Annotated in this window: 16 protein-coding genes; 9 read left to right on the top strand and 7 right to left on the bottom strand. The window is 71.1% G+C overall.

What is annotated here, in order from left to right; genetic code table 11:
* Positions 1-30: 30 nt before the first annotated feature.
* Complete coding sequence (locus tag DI269_RS06825) at positions 31-2763, bottom strand: beta-L-arabinofuranosidase domain-containing protein (RefSeq protein WP_112134351.1); 2733 nt, start codon at positions 2761-2763, stop codon at positions 31-33.
* A gap of 184 nt (positions 2764-2947) precedes the next feature.
* Between DI269_RS06825 and DI269_RS06830 the strand changes: the two genes are divergently transcribed.
* Positions 2948-3265: a DUF2218 domain-containing protein gene (locus DI269_RS06830; RefSeq protein WP_157974802.1), complete on the top strand. Its 318-nt coding sequence runs from the start codon at positions 2948-2950 to the stop codon at positions 3263-3265.
* On the opposite strand, the gene DI269_RS06835 is transcribed toward DI269_RS06830, so the two are convergent.
* Positions 3262-4023 (bottom strand): sulfite exporter TauE/SafE family protein, encoded by a 762-nt coding sequence (locus tag DI269_RS06835; protein WP_112134353.1) that lies wholly within the window; start codon positions 4021-4023, stop codon positions 3262-3264. The two genes, DI269_RS06830 and DI269_RS06835, sit on opposite strands and share 4 nt — an antisense overlap.
* Before the next feature lie 53 nt (positions 4024-4076).
* On the opposite strand from DI269_RS06835, the gene DI269_RS06840 reads away from it, so the two are divergent.
* Positions 4077-4589, top strand: coding sequence for a GNAT family N-acetyltransferase (locus DI269_RS06840; RefSeq protein WP_112134354.1), 513 nt, complete (start codon positions 4077-4079; stop codon positions 4587-4589).
* A gap of 38 nt (positions 4590-4627) precedes the next feature.
* On the opposite strand, the gene DI269_RS06845 is transcribed toward DI269_RS06840, so the two are convergent.
* Together DI269_RS06845 and DI269_RS06850 are read right to left on the bottom strand one after the other, a co-directional pair.
* Positions 4628-5680, bottom strand: coding sequence for a hypothetical protein (locus DI269_RS06845; protein ID WP_112134355.1), 1053 nt, complete (start codon positions 5678-5680; stop codon positions 4628-4630).
* Positions 5681-5807: 127 nt separating this feature from the next.
* Positions 5808-6425: a GyrI-like domain-containing protein gene (locus DI269_RS06850; protein WP_112134356.1), complete on the bottom strand. Its 618-nt coding sequence runs from the start codon at positions 6423-6425 to the stop codon at positions 5808-5810.
* Positions 6426-6563: 138 nt separating this feature from the next.
* Here DI269_RS06850 and DI269_RS26845 point away from each other — a divergent pair, with 138 nt between their 5' ends.
* Together DI269_RS26845 and DI269_RS06855 are read left to right on the top strand one after the other, a co-directional pair.
* Positions 6564-6722, top strand: coding sequence for a hypothetical protein (locus DI269_RS26845; RefSeq protein WP_157974803.1), 159 nt, complete (start codon positions 6564-6566; stop codon positions 6720-6722).
* 10 nt (positions 6723-6732) lie between these two features.
* Positions 6733-7254, top strand: a complete 522-nt coding sequence (locus DI269_RS06855; RefSeq protein WP_112134357.1) for a GNAT family N-acetyltransferase — start codon at positions 6733-6735, stop codon at positions 7252-7254.
* A 46-nt stretch (positions 7255-7300) separates the two neighbouring features.
* Here the strand turns inward: DI269_RS06855 and DI269_RS06860 are convergent, their stop codons facing one another.
* The 3 genes from DI269_RS06860 to DI269_RS06870 all read right to left on the bottom strand — a co-directional run bounded on the left by DI269_RS06860 (position 7301) and on the right by DI269_RS06870 (position 11670).
* Positions 7301-8386, bottom strand: a complete 1086-nt coding sequence (locus DI269_RS06860; protein WP_112134358.1) for a 3-deoxy-7-phosphoheptulonate synthase — start codon at positions 8384-8386, stop codon at positions 7301-7303.
* A 237-nt stretch (positions 8387-8623) separates the two neighbouring features.
* Entirely contained in the window at positions 8624-10381 is a 1758-nt protein-coding gene (locus DI269_RS06865; protein ID WP_112134359.1) for a glycoside hydrolase family 3 protein, read from the bottom strand.
* A gap of 14 nt (positions 10382-10395) precedes the next feature.
* On the bottom strand, positions 10396-11670 hold the full coding sequence (locus DI269_RS06870) for an MFS transporter (protein WP_112134360.1): 1275 nt from the start codon (positions 11668-11670) through the stop codon (positions 10396-10398).
* Between the two features lie 156 nt (positions 11671-11826).
* Here DI269_RS06870 and DI269_RS06875 point away from each other — a divergent pair, with 156 nt between their 5' ends.
* The 5 genes from DI269_RS06875 to DI269_RS26855 all read left to right on the top strand — a co-directional run bounded on the left by DI269_RS06875 (position 11827) and on the right by DI269_RS26855 (position 17279).
* A complete protein-coding gene (locus tag DI269_RS06875; RefSeq protein WP_198667219.1) occupies positions 11827-13014 on the top strand; it encodes a TetR/AcrR family transcriptional regulator in 1188 nt (395 codons plus the stop codon).
* A 153-nt stretch (positions 13015-13167) separates the two neighbouring features.
* Entirely contained in the window at positions 13168-14691 is a 1524-nt protein-coding gene (locus tag DI269_RS06880; RefSeq protein WP_112134362.1) for an alpha/beta hydrolase, read from the top strand.
* Between the two features lie 57 nt (positions 14692-14748).
* Complete coding sequence (locus DI269_RS06885; RefSeq protein ID WP_198667221.1) at positions 14749-16374, top strand: acyl-CoA dehydrogenase family protein; 1626 nt, start codon at positions 14749-14751, stop codon at positions 16372-16374.
* Positions 16375-16560: 186 nt separating this feature from the next.
* Positions 16561-16968, top strand: coding sequence for a hypothetical protein (locus DI269_RS26850; protein ID WP_157974804.1), 408 nt, complete (start codon positions 16561-16563; stop codon positions 16966-16968).
* Positions 16965-17279 (top strand): type VII secretion target, encoded by a 315-nt coding sequence (locus tag DI269_RS26855; RefSeq protein ID WP_157974805.1) that lies wholly within the window; start codon positions 16965-16967, stop codon positions 17277-17279. Before DI269_RS26850 ends, DI269_RS26855 begins: the two co-directional genes overlap by 4 nt.
* Positions 17280-17287: the final 8 nt, after the last annotated feature.

A 17287-nucleotide genomic window follows, 5' to 3' on the forward strand; every position in this document is an offset into this window, starting at 1 on the left:
AAGGGACCCGGCCCGAAGCCGTGGTGGAGGCTAGATGAACCGCCACAGGTGGTCGTTGGTCCCGTTGTCGTCCCACAGGACGACCTGGGCGCCCGAGGCGGTGGAGGCGCCCGAGACGCCGAGGACGCGGCCGCCGTTGGCGCACTGGATGCGGAAGGCGTTGCCGCTCCCCCAGCGCAGGCGCCAGCGGTGGTCCGCGGTGCCGTTGTCGTCCCACTGAACGATGCGGGCGCCGTTGGCGTTGGCGGCGTTCTCGACGCCGAGGACCTTGGCGCTGTTGGCGTTGCGGAGCCGGAAGTAGCCGCCGGTGTCGAGGACGGCGGTCCACAGGTGGTCGGCGGTGCCGGAGTCGGCCCACTGGATCGCGAGGCCGCCGTTGGCGGTCGACATGTTCTGGACCCCGATGACCAGGCCGCTGTTGACGTTCTGGATGCGGCGGGACCCGACGGGGACGAAGCGCCAGCGGTTGTCGGCGGTGCCGTCGTCGGGGGCCTGGACGGCCTGGGCCCCGGCCGCCGTCGCGGCGCCCAGGATCCCGAGGAGCTTGGCGCTGTGGGAGTTGCGGAGCTTGTGGGTGCCGTCGCCCTGGTCGACGGGGGTCCACAGGTGGTCGGCGGTGCCGTTGTCGGCCCACTGGAGGGCCGGGGCGTTGTCGGCGGTGGACATGTTCTGCACGCCGAGGACCTTGCCGCTGTTGCGGTTGCGCAGCTTCAGGGCGGTGCCGGAGGCCAGGAGCTCCCAGTAGTGGTCGGCGGTCCCGGTGTCGTTCCACTGGATCGCGAGGCCGCCGTCGGCCGTGGACATGTCCTGGACGCCGAGGACCAGGTTCGAGTTGGCGTTGTACAGCTTGTAGGCGGGGGTGTCGGTGCTCCCGCCGCCGCCGGTGTTCCAGTAGACGGTGTAGTTGTGGCCGTGGGCGTCGAAGAACGGGCCGAGGTTCACGTTGGCGCCGTTCGCGGTCGCGGTGAACGCGAGCGAGGAGGTGCTGGTGCGCTGGATCGACTCGGTCTCCAGGGCCGGGAGGGCGCTCAGGGTGGTGGAGCCGTAGTTGCCGGACAGGACCGTGGGGCCGAAGACGGCCGCCCCGACGCCGTCGTTGTCGTTGGCGGGCTCGATGACCAGGCGCATCGGGAGCCTGAGGGTCACGGTGTCGCCGGAGGTCCACGAGCGGGTGAGGGTCGCGTAGGTGCCGGGGGTGGTGTCGATGCTCTGGGCGGTGCCGTTGACGCTCACCGTCGCCCCCTGCGTCCACGAGGGGATGCGCAGGCGCATCGTCCAGGAGCCCGAGACGGAGCCGGTGACCGTGAGGGTGGTGGTGTCGCCGACGGGGTAGGTCGTGGACTGGGCGACGGTGACGCCGCGCTCGGACCAGGTGAGGGTCGAGGGCGTGTACAGGTTCACGAACAACGTTGTGCCCGAGTAGAAGTACACGGAGTCCATGAGCTTGGTGAACGTCTCGACGCCGGTCCCCTGGCAGCACCAGAACGAGTTGTAGTCGGTGGACCAGGTGCCGCCGCCCCAGGCGGGGCCGACGCCGCGGCGCCCGCCCGCGTTCAGGGGCGTGAAGTACGTGATGTGCCCGTGGGCGCTGCCGGGGTCCTGCCAGCCGATGAGGTGGTTGAGGAGGGCGCGCTCGTAGAAGTCGAAGTAGGAGGCGTCCTCGGGGTCCATCTGCCACAGCTCGCGGGTGAGCTTGAGCATGTTGTAGGAGTTGCAGCCCTCGCACGTGTCGGTGTCGAGGTACGCCGCGATCGCGTTGGCCGGCCGGAAGTGCTCGGCCTCGGAGTTGCCGCCGATGACGTAGGTGTGCGCGCCGGTGACGATGGACCAGAAGTTGTCGGCGATGTTGCGGTAGCGGGTGGTGCCGGTGGCCTTGTACTCGCGGGCGGCGCCGATCGCCTTGGGCACCTGCGTGTTCGCGTGCAGGCCGTTGAGCGCGTCGGTGCCGTTCGCGAGCGGGTCGAAGACGGCCGCGTGGTCGAAGCGCTGGGCCGCGGTGAGCCAGCGCGCGGTGCCCGTCTGCTGGTAGAGGTCGGTGAGGACGGCGTTCATGCCGCCGAACTCGGTGCGCAGGACGGTCTGCATCTGGCTGGAGGTGAGGCGGGCGGTGCGGGTGTCGACCCAGCCGGCGAAGGCGAGGAGGACGTCGCGGGCCTGCGTGTTCTCGTTGAGCCGCCAGACGTCGAGGAGTCCGGCGAGGGTCTTGTGGATCGCGTAGTAGGGCACGTTGCCGTTGCTGAGGGTGCCGTTCTCAAGGGCGGTGAAGTCGGATTCGGGGAAGCCGCAGAGGTATCCGGCGGCGAAGCCGGCGGTGCCGTTGTTGTTCTGGCACTTGGCGAGTTCGGCGACCATGGTGTTGGCCTTGTCGCGGGAGGTGGTGTCGCCGAGGACGGCCCAGGCCTGGGCCCAGGCGGTGAGGAAGTGGCCCTGGGAGTGGGTGCGGAACGGGAACGTGGGGGCCTCCCAGCCGCCGAGCGCAGCGGCGCCGCCGGTGGAGAGGCCGTGGTTGGCGCGGAAGTTGTAGAGGAGCCGGTTGACGTCGACGTCCCGCAGGTACGAGAGGGTGCGGTTCTGGTTGTCGAGCCAGCGTCCCGCGTTCAGTCGGACGCGGCCGAGGGCGAAGGGCTGGGCGAGGTTGCCGATGTCGGTGCGGACGGGCGCGACGGCGCCGTGAGCGGTGCCGGGTGCGGTCACGGCGGTCGCGACGGCGGCCGCACCTGCGACTTGGAAGAGCCGGCGGCGGCTCAGGGGTGATGACGGCATAGGATGCTCCTAACTGGAGTATGTGCACGATCACATCGATACTAATATATTTATCGATAACATCCCTGTCAACCTGCCCGCACCTGGATTTGTTGTCGTCATTGACAAATGGGTGCCGCGGTGATTAACCTGCGGTTGTACCCTGCGGCGAGGGTTCGTGGCAATGAAGCTTAGAGGGGAACGGATGATCGAGACGACTGCCATCCGCGACGACCAGGGCGCCCTGCTGGTCTCCACGGCCGAGGTCGCGACCCCCAGATCGGCGAACTACGCCGACCTGCTCGCGGAACTGCTGGGGCGCAAGGTGCCCGTGGAGCCGCTGCCCGGCGGCTACCGGCTCGACTTCGGGATCGGCGAGGGCCTGCTCAACTTCGGCCCGGAGTCCTTGTCGCTCCTGGTGATCGCCGACGACGGCGCGTCCCTGAGCAATCTCCGCGACGCCCTCGCCGTCCACCTCGAACGCCTCGGCCACCGCGACAACCTCCGCGTCGTCTGGCGCTAGAGGATCAGCAGGACCGCGCCGACCGCCGTCATCGCGAGCGTCGCGATCTCGAACTGGCGCTGCGCGACCCGCTTGACGACCGCCCGGCCCGCCAGCGCGCCGACCGCCACGGCCGGCAGGAGGCAGGCGGCCAGGAGGGCCGTCGACCAGTCGATGATGCCCAGGCCCACGCTGAAGGGGACCTTGAACAGGTTGACGGCCAGGAAGAACCAGGCCATCGTCCCCAGGAACTGGAGCTTCGAGAAGCCCGCCAGGAACAGGTACAGGACCATGACCGGCCCGGCGGCGTTGGCGAGCATCGTGGCCGCGCCCGCGGCGGTGCCGGTCGCGGCCGAGGCGCCGTGGCGCAGCAGCGGCGGCAGGTCGGGGGCCGAGTCCTTGTCGCGGCGCGTGTACTTCATGGCCAGTTGCAGGCCGAGCAGGACCAGGAGGATCGCGCCGATGAGCGGGCGCACGACCGCGTCGTCCACCGCGTCGAGGACTAGGGCCCCGGCGAGGACGCCGAGCACCGTCCACGGCGCGAGGCGGGCGAGGATGCGCCACTCGACGTGGCGGGAGTAGTAGCGGACCGCGAACAGGTCGCCGAGGATGAGGCACAGGAGCATCGCCCCGGTCGACTCCTTCGCGGGCATCACGGCCGCGAACAGGACGATCGCGATCGAGGAGGTCCCGCTGATCCCGGCCTTCGCGAAGCCGACGCACAGGGCCCCGAGCGCCAGCGCGCCCCAGGCGAGGACGTCGGTCGGTAGGGCGGTCATGGTTCCGAATCCTCGCATGTGCGATCATCCGGCCACCGCGAGAAAGGGACCGCATGACATTGACCACCTGGTACTTCGAGATGCGCGACCGCGCGGACCTGGCGCCGGCGAAGGCCCCGGCCGAGGACGTGGCACTCGTGCGCTCCGAGATCCCGAGCACCGAGTTCAGCCGGTTCCTGTACACGGCGGTGGGCGGCCGGTGGAACTGGACCGACCGCCTCGTCTGGACCGAGGAGCAGTGGCGCGCCTACCTGGAGCGGCCCGGGGTCGAGACGTGGGTGGGGTACGTGCGCGGCACGCCCGTGGGGTTCGCCGAACTGGACGGGAGCGCGGCGGGCGAGGTGGAGCTGGCGTACTTCGGGCTGCTCCCGGCGTTCATCGGCCGCGGTCTCGGCGGGCACCTGCTGTCGGAGGGGATCGCACGGGCCTGGACGCTGGCCGAGCGCTGGCCGGGTCTCGTTGCGCCCCGGCGGGTGTGGGGGCACACCTGCACCGACGACTCCCCCGTGGCGCTGGGGAACTACGAGAAGCGCGGGTTCACGGTGTACCGGACCGAGGAGACCTGAGCGGTGCCCCGCTGCAACTCGCGGGGCACCGGTGCGTTTTAGGCGCAGGTCCAGGTGGCGGCGCGGAAGAGCGGCAGGCCGGACGAGTTCGAGCCGGTGCCGACCTTGCCGGCCAGGAACGTGCCGGACTCGTCGATCGCCTCGGCGATGTCGTAGCCGGTGGCGTTGTATCCGGGCAGGACGGTGACGGCGCCCGCGGCGGTCTCGTAGGCGGCGTCCGAGCCGTTGTTGCCTGCGATGGTCCCGGCGCCGTTGACGTCGGAGGCGAGCGGCAGCGCGATCTGCTCGTAGGTGCCGGGGGCGGTGAGGTCCCAGCGCAGGCCGCCGGCGAGTTCGCCGATGCCGCTGACGTAGCCGACGGCGGTGGCGCCGTCGACGGCGGTGGCGACGAGGGTGTCCTCTTCGCCGGTGGCCGGGCCGGTCAGCTCCTCGTAGGTTCCGTCGGGGTGCCAGACGTAGGGCTTCTGCACGAAGCCGACGACGGCGAAGCCGAGGATGGTGCCGTCGTCGTCGATCGCGGTGGCCGAGGAGTAGTCGGCGCCGGCGGGGACGGGGAGTGCGACCGGGGTGGTCGAGCCGGCCGGCCAGTACACCGCGGCGCTGTCGCTGGCGGGGCCGGTGTTGCCGACGATGACGCCGGACTCGTTGACGTCGACGGCAAGGCCCGAGCCGGTCGAGAGGCGGGTCTGGACGCCGGCCTTCCAGGAGTAGGCGATGTTGCCCGCGGTGTCGGTGCCGCGGCCCACGGCCAGGCCCGCGTTGTTCACGTCGTAGAGGCGGTCGCCGGTTCCGGGGAGGTTGACCTCGGTCGTCGAGCCGTTGATGCGGACGAACGCGCGGGTGGTGTTGGAGGTCGCGGCGGTGTAGGCGACGTAGGTGAGGTTGGCGCCGTTCGCGCTCATGCCCAGGACTTCGGTGGAGTCGGTGCCGCTGGGCGGCGCGATGGTCGCGAGCGTGCAGGTGGCGGCGGCGCCGAGTTCACCGGTCGTCTCGGCGTTCGCCGCACCCGAGGACAGGGCGGCCGCCGCCACGGCGGCGAGCGCCGCCGCTGCGGCCCATCGGGTCCGGGGTTTCGAAGCTGCGTTCGACATGGGCGCACCTTTCGGACGGGTCCGCCGGGTTCGGACGAACCCGGCGAGTTCTATACGACCGGCGTCCCGCGCGAAGTTGCCCCGATGCGGTCGGAACTTGAGGTGATCCCGTTGCACCCCAACGTGATCAGATCGGTTTCACCGGTTGGCGCAGGATGGTCTTGAGCTTCGCGGGCTCGGTGCGGCGGGGGTCGCTGAGGTAGACCTCGTGGTGGTCGCCGTTGAAGGCGAGGCCGTGCTCGGGCATGTAGGTCCGGTGGAGGCGGTCGAGGGTCGGGGCCTCGTCGTCGTAGGAGCCGATGTGGAGGATCTGGACGCTGGGGCCTTCGGCGAGGGCGAGGACGCGGAGCTTCGCGAGGGCGGGGTTGCCCTTCTTCTTCGCGGCGTTCGCGACCGCGGCCTCGACCTGGGCGTCGGTGATCCACTCGGGGAGGCTGACGATCATCGTCCAGTCCCATTCGGACTTGGCGCGGGTGAGGAACACGGCGGGGTCGTCGGCGCGCCAGAGCCCTTCGAGGGGGCCCACGGTGAAGTCGCGGTCGAGGTTGCGCTTGGAGTCGAACTTGAGGCCGTACGCGGTGCCGTAGAGGGCCTCGACGGCCTCGGTGTAGGCGGGCGCGGTGTTGGGGTCGCCGTGGCCGTCGACGGCGAGGTACCGCAGCTCGGGCACGTCGACAACGCTGAAGTCCTTCGCCGAGGGGGCGTAGAGGTCCTTGCGGGCCTTCTTGACGTCGTACTTCTCCATCACGTGCTCCTCGCGGTAGGCGGCCGCGGAGCCCGGTCGTCGGGCCCCGTCCCGACAGACTAGGGACGGGGCCCGACAGCCGCCGTTGCATCGGCCCACTATGGTCGCTTCCGTCGTACTTCTGACGGGAGCGAGCAAGTGTCCTACTACCCTTCGCAGCAGTCGCAGCCGCCGAAGCGCCCCGGCCGGTGGGCCGGCTGGGTCATCGGGGCCGCGGTCGTCGTGGCGGTCGCCCTCCTCCTGGCGGGCATCCTCGCGATCGCGTTCGTCTACGACCGCCTCTCCGGCCTCGTCTGAGACGCATCGGATGATCACGATCAGGCCCGTCCACCTCGGCGACGCCGCGGCGATCGCCGAGCTGCGACGCGAGAACCGGGACTACCTGGCCCCTTGGGAGCCGGTGCGCCCGGAGGAGTACTTCACCGATGAGGGCGTGGCCGCGCTGCTCGCGTCGGCCATCGCGGCCGCCGAGATCGGGACCGGGCGCTCGCTCGTCATCCTGGACGGCGGCCGCATCGTCGGGCAGGTCATGCTCAACTCGATCATCCCGGGCGCGTTCCAGTCGTGCAGCCTCGCGTACTGGGTGTCCCGGTCCGAGGCCGGGCGCGGGATCGCGACCGAGGCGACCCGGCTGGCGAAGGCGGTGGCGTTCGGCGAGCTCGGGCTGCACCGCATCCAGGGCGAGACGCTGGTCCACAATGTCGGCTCGCAGAAGGTGCTGGAGCGCAACGGGTTCGTGCGGTACGGCCTGGCGCCGGAATACCTGCGGATCGCGGGGCGCTGGCAGGACCACGCGCTGTACCAGGTGGTCAACCCCGACGCCGAGTGACGCAGGACGGCGCGCCCGCGAGAGCGGGCGCGCCGTTCCGGTGCGTCTAAGCGCGGCGCTCGCGGCCCTTGCGGACCGCGGTGGCGAGTTCGCCGAGGAGGCGCTCGGTCTCGTCCCAGCCGACGCAGGCGTCGGTGACGCTCTGGCCGTAGACGAGGGTGTCGAGCGGGGCGGGCTCCTGGCGGCCCGGTTCGATGAAGCTCTCGATCATCAGGCCCGCGATGCCCTTCTCGCCCATGGCGATGCGGTCGCCGAGCTCGCGGACGACCTCGGCCTGGCGGACGTGGTCCTTGCCGGAGTTGGCGTGGCTGGCGTCGACGATGAGCGACTCGGTCATGCCGTGCTTGGCGAGGAGCGCCAGCGCGTCGCGAACGTCGGCGGGGCCGTAGTTGGGGCCACCGCGGCCGCCGCGGAGGATGATGTGGCAGTCCGGGTTGCCGCTGGTGGAGACGATGGAGGCGCGGCCGTCCTCGTCGACGCCGAAGAAGGTGTGCTCCCCCGCGGCCGACCGGCAGCCGTCGATGGCGCCGCCGAGGTCGCCGTCGGTGGAGTTCTTGAAGCCGATGGGCATCGACAGGCCCGAGGCGAGCTGGCGGTGGACCTGGCTCTCGGTGGTGCGGGCGCCGATGGCGCCCCAGGAGACGGCGTCGGCGATGTGCTGGGGGCTGAGCGGTTCGAGGAACTCGCAGCCGACGGGCAGGCCGGTGTCGAGGACGTCGAGGAGGACCTGGCGGGCGAGGCGCAGGCCCAGTTCGATGTCGTGGGTGCCGTTGAGGTGCGGGTCGTTGATGAGGCCCTTCCAGCCGACGGTGGTGCGGGGCTTCTCGAAGTAGACGCGCATGACCACCAGGAGGTCGTCGGCGAGCGGGGCGGCCGCCGCGGCGAGGCGCTGCGCGTAGTCCTTGGCGGCGGCGGGGTCGTGGACCGAGCAGGGGCCGACGACGAGGAGGAGCCGGTCGTCGTTCCCGGCGAGGACGTCGTTGACGGCGGCGCGGCTGGTCTCGACGAGGGCGGCGCGGTCGGGGCCCAGCGGCAGCTCGCCGCGCAGGACGGCGGGTGCCACGAGCGGTTGGAAGCCGCGGACGCGCAGGTCGCTGGTCTGCGGGGCGGGCTGGGCGGAAGGCGTGCTCATCGCGCGGAAGTCTCCTCTGGTTGCAGAGGCGGGTGGATGTCCACGCAGATTCAGCCCGGGCCGGCCCGCCTCACGACGAAAGGCAGAGACGATCGTCTCTGCCTTGTGGCTCCGGGTGTCCGTAGGTCAGCGCGAGTGACCGCGGGCTCCACCCGGAGCCTGCGTAAAGCGCTGATACCAGCGGACGGCGGACATGCGGGAACCGTAGCACACGGTCCCCGCATGTCGCGAACACGACTAGTAGGTCAGGCCGTGTCCGAAGCGGAAGCGCGGGTCCTTCGTGTCGAACGGCACATCGGGGCGGCTGGCGGCGACGGCCTCGGTGCTGGAGGGCACGTCGAACGGGAGCTTCCCGCGCGGCGCGTCCTTGCCGGTGAGGACGTCGAGGAGGGCCCGGGCGCTGGTCCCGTAGTTGCCGGTGACGGCCGCGGCGGCGTCGACGACGGGTCCGAGGATCGCGGGCCGGTCGAGGAAGACGTCCACGACGGTGGGGACGGCGGCCGCGACGGCGGCGACGTGGTCGACCGTCTCGGCCGGGAATTCGAGCGATCCGGCGTGGAAGAAGTTCTCGAACACGGTGGCGCGCTGCTCGAAGGGGGCCTGGAGCCGGATGACGGCGGCGTCGGCCTCCTCGGGGGTGGCGACGACGGTGCCGTACTCGGCGGCGGTCTCGGTGTCGATGCCCTCGACGTAGAGCTTGAGGCCCTTGCGGAGCGGGAGGGTCCCGTCGTTGGTCAGGAGCGTGACCGAGGCGCGCTGGGCGGCTTCGCCGGCGGCCGCGAACTCGGCGGCGCCGACGGTGCGCTCGGCCTCGTCCTCGTCGACGAACGGCCGGTCGAACAGGCCGAGGACGAACTTCTCGCGCAGGAGGCGGCGCGCGGAGGCGTCGATGCGCTCCTCCGAGACTTCGCCCGCTTTGACGATGTCGACGAGGAGGTCGGGGAGGGCCTCGCCGCCGAACTGGTCGGCGCCGGCGTCGAGGATCTTGATCATGCGCTCGCGCGGGGTCAGGTGCTCGACGCCCCAGGCGCGGGCGGGGAACGGCTGGCCCATGATCTCGCCGTCGGAGATCAGGCCCCAGTCGGTGCACACGATCCCGTCGAAGCCGTAGCGCTCGCGCAGGAGCCCGGTGAGCACGGACTTGTTGAAGCCGAAGCCGACCTCCTCGTATTCGGTGCCGACGGGCATCCCGTAGTACGGCATGATCTGCGAGACGCCGGCACTGAGGGCGGCCTCGAACGGCTGGAGGTGGAGCTCGAACTTCCCGCCGGGGTAGACCTGTTCGCGGCCGTAGGCGAAGTGCGGGTCCTCGCCGTCCTTCTGGGGGCCGCCGCCGGGGAAGTGCTTGGCCATGGCGGCCACCGACTCCGGTCCGAGCTCGGCCCCTTGGAAGCCGCGGATGTAGGCGGCGCCGAGGCGCGAGACGGTGTCGGGGTCCTCGCCGAAGGTGTTGAGCTGGCGGGCCCAGCGGGAGTCGGTGGAGATGTCGATCTGCGGGTGCAGGGCGACGCGGATGCCGACCGCGGTGTACTCGCGGCGGGCGATGTCGCCGAAGCGCTCCACGAGGCCCTCGTCCTGGAGGGCGCCGAGGCCGAGCATGTCGGGCCACTGCGAGAACGCGCCGGAGGCCAGGGCGGCCAGGGGGTTGTCGCTGAAGGCGTGCCGCGGGTCGGTCGAGATGGTGACCGGGATGCCGAGGCGGGTCTTGAGCGCGGCCTCCTGGAGGCGGTTGTGCCAGCGGGCGCCCAGGCGCGCCGACGGCATGCCGCCGAGGAGGTTGAAGTGGTTCATGAGGAGCCCGGAGACGTACTCCTCATTGGAGGGTCCGCCGAACATCGCGTCCGGGCCGGCCAGTTCGCCGTCCTCGCTGGGGACGATGATCGTGTGGAAGAACAGCCCGGCCTTCTCCTCCAGGCTCATCTGCGCCAGGAGGATCTCCACGCGGTCGGCGACCGGGAGCGAGGCGTCCTTGTATCGGGTGTCGAGATCGGACATGGTCGGTTTCCTTTCTACTTCACGGCCTTGATGCGGTAGACCAGGACGGCGCCCGCGAGCGCGACGACCGCGCCGAACAGGTACCAGAACGGGTAGCCGCCGAGCGGGGTCGCGCCGCCGATCGCGAGGACCGCCGGGGCGATGGCGGGGGCGATCGACTGCGGCAGGGCGTTGGCGATGTTGAGGACGCCGAGGTCCTTCGCGGTGTCGTCGGGGTTCGGCAGGACCTGGGTGGCCAGCGCGAGGTCGACGGAGAAGAACGCGCCCGCGCCGAGGCCGATGACGCCCTGGGCGATCACGACGACGGCCACGCTCGGGGCGAAGGCGAGGATGGCGAGGCCGACGGCCATGACGACGCCGGCGAAGGCGACCGGGGCGCGGCGCTTGCCGAGGCGGTCGGAGATGACGCCGCCGATGGGGCTGGACAGGGCCATCATGAGCATCGAGGCGACGTTCGCGGCCAGGATCGTGGAGACGGCCTCCTGCTCGCTGAGGTGGAACTCCTCGGTGAGGTAGTACGGCAGGTAGGCGGCGATGCCCGCGTAGCCGAACATGACGAGGAACTTGGTGAGCCAGGTCCAGGCGAAGTCGCGGTGCTTGACGGGGTTGAACACGAAGGACCCGAGGAACTGGCCGATGGTGAAGCGCTGGGCGGGCTTCTCGGTGAGGACGCGGTCTTTGAGGGTGAAGACGAAGAGCAGGCACAGGACGACGGCGAGGGCGGCCGGGACGGTGAAGCGGGCGAAGTCGCCGTCGATGAAGTTGACCAGGACCGAGCCGCCGAGGATGCCCAGCGGGGTGGTGATGCCGACGATGCCGGAGGTCTTGCCGCGGCGTTCGGCGGGGACCTGGTCGGGGAGGGTGGCGTTGGCGGCGGCCATGACGGCGTTGAGGGCGGTCTGGGCGACGCACCAGCCGAGGAGGACCACCCACACGGACTGGGCGGCGCCGATGAGGGCGAGGGCGAGGAAGCCGGTGACCACGCCGCCGGCGATCCAGGGGCGGCGCATGCCGAAGCGGGAGGTGGTGCGGTCGGACAGGCGGCCGACGAGGGGGTTGGCGACGAGGGCGAAGAAGGCGCCGACGCCGAGGACCAGGCCGAGGGAGGAGGCGGCCTCCTCGGGGGAGCCGGTGAGGTGCTGGACCTTGAAGGCCATGGAGACCATGACCGGGGTCAGCAGCGCGACGTAGAGGCCGAAGTTGGCTCCGGCGAGCGCGAAGGGGTAGCTGCGGGGTTCGCGGGCGGGCGCGAGGGGGGCTTCCGCGGCCAGAGGTGACGACGTTGTCATCGGAGGGACCTTTCTCCAGTGGGGGCTCCGTCGCCCCCGCTGTTCAGGACTGTAGCTCGAAACCTGACCGACTGGTTAGCTTTTTGGTCTCGGAATTCGCTCAAGGACGTATAGGCTTGGCGCGCGGTGCGCAGGCGCCGCCCGAAAGGAGCCCGAGTGCCCACTGTGCGCCGCTACGCCCCCGGCCTCGCCCGCCGCGAGGAGCTGCTGGACGCGGCCCGCGACCTGTTCGCCGCCGAGGGCTTCGGCGGGGTCTCGCTGCGGGGGATCGCCGCGAAGGCCGGCATCTCGCACGCCTCGCTCCTGCGGTACTTCTCCTCCAAGGACGACCTGCTGCTGGCGCTGCTCACGCGCTGGGAGGACGCCAACCGGGCCTGGTACGACGAGCACCTGGACCTGCCGCCGGAGGTCTCGGTCCCGGCGCTGGCGCGCCGGAACGCCGACGTCACGGGGTACGTGGAGCTGTTCGCGGCGCTCGCGGGGGAGGCGGCCTCGTCGTCGCACCCGGCGCACGAGCACATGCGGCGCCGCTACGACCAGCTGCGGCAGGTCAGGCACGGCGCCTTCGCGATCGAGCGCGGCCTCATCGCCGCGTGGGACGGCCTCCAGGTCATGTCGCTGTACCTCGACGAGGTCGACGTGCCCGCCGAGCTGGACGCGCACTTCGCGCGCGCGGGCGGGCCGCGCGGGGACCTTTTCTCCGAGGCCCCGGCCGCCGAGGCGGGCATGGCCGTGGAGGTGCAGGAGGCCCTGGTCCCCGACGAGACCGGGTACGCGCCCGGCCGCGAGCGGCGCGCGAAGATCATCGACTCGGCGACCGAGCTGTTCGCCGAGCGCGGGTTCGCCTCGACCTCCTTGAGCGACATCGCCTCCCGCGTCGGGTCCTCGAAGTCGACGCTGCTGCACCACTTCGGGACCAAGGACGAGCTGCTGACGGCGGTGGTCACCCGCCGCGACGAGCGCGTCAACGAGCGCATTCGCGAGCCGTTGCGGCCCAGGGCGTTCCTGCGGGAGATCGTCGCGGGCGCGCGCAGCGACGGCGCCCGCCCCGGCCTCATCGAGCTGTACACGGTCCTCTCGGGGGAGGCCACCGCCCTCGGGCACCCCGCGCACGGGTACTTCAAGCGCCGCTTCGAATGGGTGGTCGCGCACTTCGAGTCGGTCATGGCGATGCTCCGGGCCAGCGGCCAGATAGACCCGGGCCGCGACCCGCGCCGCGAGGCCCGGTGGTTCGTCGCGCTGTGGGACGGCCTCCAGGTGCAGTGGCTCTACGACCCCGAGGCGGTCGACATCGGCGCCGAGCTCCGGTCCCACCTCGAAGGGCTGCTCCTGCCCGCGGCGTGAGCACTCCCGTTGCGGCAGTGACGGAAGCGGTTTCGACGGACTAAAGGGACATCGCCGGTGACCCCCGGCAAATGCGTACGTTCTTTACAATCCTGAGAGGAACCGCGCACCTCCGCGCGGAAGGGACCCCCTTCGACTGGAAGGCATTCCGGCTTGAGACCACTCACCCGCACCCTCGCGGCCGCGGCATCCGCCGCCGCGCTCACCCTCACGTTCCTCGCCGTCAACCCGCTCTCGGCCTCGGCCCACCCGCGCGGCATCGACTGGGGCCCCTGCCCCGACGTCGACCCCGCCGAAGGGGTGGAGTGCGCCCAGATCGATGTCCCGCTCGACTACTCGCGGCCCTGGCGCGGCACGATCGAGATCGGCCTGGCCAAGCGCGAGGCGACCAACCCGGACGAGAAGATCGGCACCGTCCTCATGGACCCGGGCGGGCCCGGCGGCTCCGGCGTCGACACGATCATCAACTGGAACCCGCTGACCGGCGAGGCCGCCGAGCGGTTCGACATCGTCGGCTTCGACCCGCGCGGCATCAACACCAGCACCCAGGTGCTGTGCGGCGAGGACGCGCTCCTCGACATGCTCTCGGTCCCCTTCCCGACCGACCAGGCCGGATTCGAGGCCCGCGAGGACGCCAACGAGGCGCTCACCGAGGACTGCCGCGACCGCACCGGGCGGCTGTTCGACCACGTCTCGAACCTGGAGACCGTCGAGGACATCGAGCGCATCCGCCGCGCCCTCGGCGAGGGCAGGCTCAACTACCTCGGCTACTCGTACGGGACCATCATGGGCCAGCAGTACGCCGAGGAGTACCCGCGCCACATCCGCACGATGGTCCTGGACGGCAACATGGACCACAGCCTCGAATCCACATGGGACTTCATGCGGACCGAGACCGCGGCCGTCGAGGAGAACTTCGTCTCCTTCGCCGAGTGGTGCGAGTCCGCGCCCGAGTGCGCGCTCTACGGCGAGGACGTCGAGACCGTGTACGCCGAGCTGAAGGCCAAGGCGCGGGCCGGCGAGCTGACCGACCCGTACGAGGGCCTGCCGCTCGACTTCATCGGCCTGGCCGAGAACTTCACCTTCACCGCGAACTACCCGCAGGGCTGGACCGCCCTGGCCGAGGAGTACGCCGCCATGCGCGACGGCGTCCTGCTGCCGGGGGCCCGGCTGCTCCAGGAGGAGGAGCCCGAGTACGAGTACCTCTACTACCCGGCCTGGTGCCAGGACTGGGGCTGGGAGATCGAGGACTACGACGAGCTCGCGACGCTCGTCGCCGACCTCGCCGAGGACTCCCCCAACGTGGAGTGGACGCCGTACAACCAGCACGCGCTCACCTGCATCGGCTCGGACATCGACTACACGAACGAGCGCGAGGAGCTGGACGTCCCCCGCTCCGCGCCCCCGATCGTGTTCATCGGCAACGAGCACGACCCGGCCACGGTCTACCCGTGGACCCTGGCCTCCTCGGAGCAGGCCGACGGGCACCTCATCACCTACGAGGGCTACTTCCACACCATCTACGGCGGGTACTCGACCTGCGTCGACGACGCGGTCAACGCCTACTACACCGACCGGACCGTCCCCGAGGAGGGCTTGAGCTGCCCGAACCTGGACTTCCCGGGCGATGTGGCCGCGCTCGACGCGCGCAGCCGGATGCCGAACGGCGCCTTCTAGACCGGTGAGCGGGTGCGGCCGGACCAGTGGTCCGGCCGCACCCCCGCGTACTACGATGTGGGACCTGCCGAGCCCGGGGAGCACCATGACCGAGACCCACGTCGNCCGCTCGCGGACCTGAACCTGTACGACGCGAACATTCCCCTGCGCGAGGCCGCGGCCCGGGCCGGGGCGGACTGGGTCGAGGACGACGCGCGCCGGCTCGGCGCGGTCCTCGGATCGGCCGAGGCCGCTCGCTGGGCCGAAGAGGCCCACCGGTACCCGCCGGTGCTGCGCACCCACGACCGGTACGGCAACCGCGCCGACGAGGTCGACTTCCACCCGTCCTGGCACCGGTTCATGGGCCTGGCCGTCGAGTACGGCGCGCACGCGATGCCCTGGGAGGCACCGAAGGCGGGCGCGCACGCGGCGCGGGCGGTGCTCATGTCGCTGCTCGCGCAGGTCGAGCCGGGCCACTGCTGCCCGGTGTCCATGACGTACGCCGCGGTCCCGGCCCTGCGCGCCGAGCCCGCGCTCGCGGCCGAGTGGGAGCCGCGGATCACCTCGCGCACTTACGACTTCGGGCTGCGCCCAGCCGCCGAGAAGGCCGGCGTCCTCGTCGGCATGGCGATGACCGAGAAGCAGGGCGGCTCCGACGTCCGCGCCAACACCACGACCGCGGCCCCCGCCGGGGACGGCTCGTACGTGCTGCGCGGCCACAAGTGGTTCTGCTCGGCGCCGATGAACGACGCGTTCCTGGTCCTCGCCCAGGCCCCCGGCGGCCTCTCGTGCTTCCTGCTGCCGCGCGTCCTCCCCGACGGGACGCGGAACGCGATCCGCTTGCAGCGCTTGAAGGACAAGCTCGGCAACAAGTCCAACGCCTCCGCCGAGATCGAACTGGACGACGCCCTCGCCCACCTCGTCGGCGAGGAGGGCCGCGGCGTCTCGGTGATCATCGAGATGGTCAACCACACCCGCCTCGACTGCGTCATCGCCACCGCCGCCGGGATGCGCCAGTCCGTCGCCGAGGCGACCTGGCATGCGGCGCACCGCAGCGCGTTCGGCAGGCGCCTGGTCGACCAGCCGCTCATGACGCAGGTCCTCGCCGACCTCAGCGTCGAATCCGAGGCCGCGACCGCGGTCATGATGCGCCTGGCCTCGGCCTACGACGACCCCGGGCAGGCCGCGTTCCGGCGCCTGGCCACCGCGGTCGCGAAGTACTGGGTGTGCAAGCGCGGCCCCGCGCATGCGGCCGAAGCCCTCGAATGTCTGGGCGGCAACGGATACATCGAGGAGGCGCCGCTCGCGCGCCGCTACCGCGAGCAGCCGCTGCTGTCGATCTGGGAGGGCTCGGGCAACGTCATCGCCCTGGACGTGCTGCGCGCCTTGGCGACCGCCCCCGAGACCGCGGAGGCGTTCCTCGCCGAGGTCGAACCGGCGGCGGCCGCCGACGCGCGGCTGGCGGCGCATGTGGACGGGGTGAAGCGGACCCTCGCCGCCGGCCTCGGCCCCACGGGGGCGCGGCGGCTCACCGAGGACCTCGGCCTGGCGCTGCAGGCGTCGCTGCTGGTGCGCCACTCCCCCACCGAGGTCGCCGACGCGTTCTGCGCCTCCAGGCTCGGCGAGGGCCGCGGCCTGAACTACGGGTCGGTGCCGGCGAAGGACGCCGGGGCCATTGTGGCGAGGCACCTTCCGACCAGCTGAGTCCTTGTCTCCCGAATTCGTGCCAACCACGCGGCCAATCGAATCACTTCAATCTCACTGGTGTTGCGCAGTGCACTCCCGCAACAGGGACGCTTCCCACGGATAGTGAACAAGCCTTATATTCCGTAGTTGTAACCACTGCCGGACCCTCGGTATCCACGGGTCCTCGCACGGAACGGGACAGCTGTGGACAACAACAACCCCTTCGCGAACATCAGCGCCCCCGAGGACGCCCGGGCCGCCCTGGCGGACTGGAAGGAGCGTGCCGAGAAACGGGCCGCCGACGCCATCGCCGCGTCCGAGGCCGTCCAGGAGCTGACCGCGGTCGGCCGGGACGACAACGGCGTGGTGGCCGTCAAGCTCAACTCCTCCGGCGCCGTCGTCAGCGTCCAGTTCGCCCCGGACTTCCAGCGCATGCAGCTTCGCCACGCCGAGCGCCAGTTCATGCAGGCCTACGACAACGCCGGGAAGGTCCTCATGGAGAACGCCCGCGCGGCCGTCGAGGCGCGCCTCGACCCCGGCTCCCCCACCGCCCGGGCGCTGGTCGACTCCATCAAGATGCGCTTCCCCGAACCCGAGGCGGAGGAGCAGTGAGCGACCGGTTCGAAGTCGTCACCGACGACCTGCGCACCCACGCGGCCAACATCGACGCCGTGCGCCAGCGCTTCGACGCCGTCCTCTCCGCGATCGACACCGTCGCGCAGGACAACGAGGCCTACGGGATCATCTGCCAGTTCCTGCCGCCGATCCTCTCGAACCGGCAGGACGAGCAGAAGGAGCTCACCACCATGGCGCAGGAGAACCTCCAGCTCCTGGCCGAGGCCGTGCGCGGCACCGCCGACGACTACGACGCCGTCGACGAGGCCGTCGCCGGCGAGTACACCTCCATCCAGGCCGAGATCTGAGGCGGGCC

The organism is Glycomyces dulcitolivorans, from assembly GCF_003265355.1.
Lineage (GTDB): Bacteria > Actinomycetota > Actinomycetes > Mycobacteriales > Micromonosporaceae > Glycomyces > Glycomyces dulcitolivorans.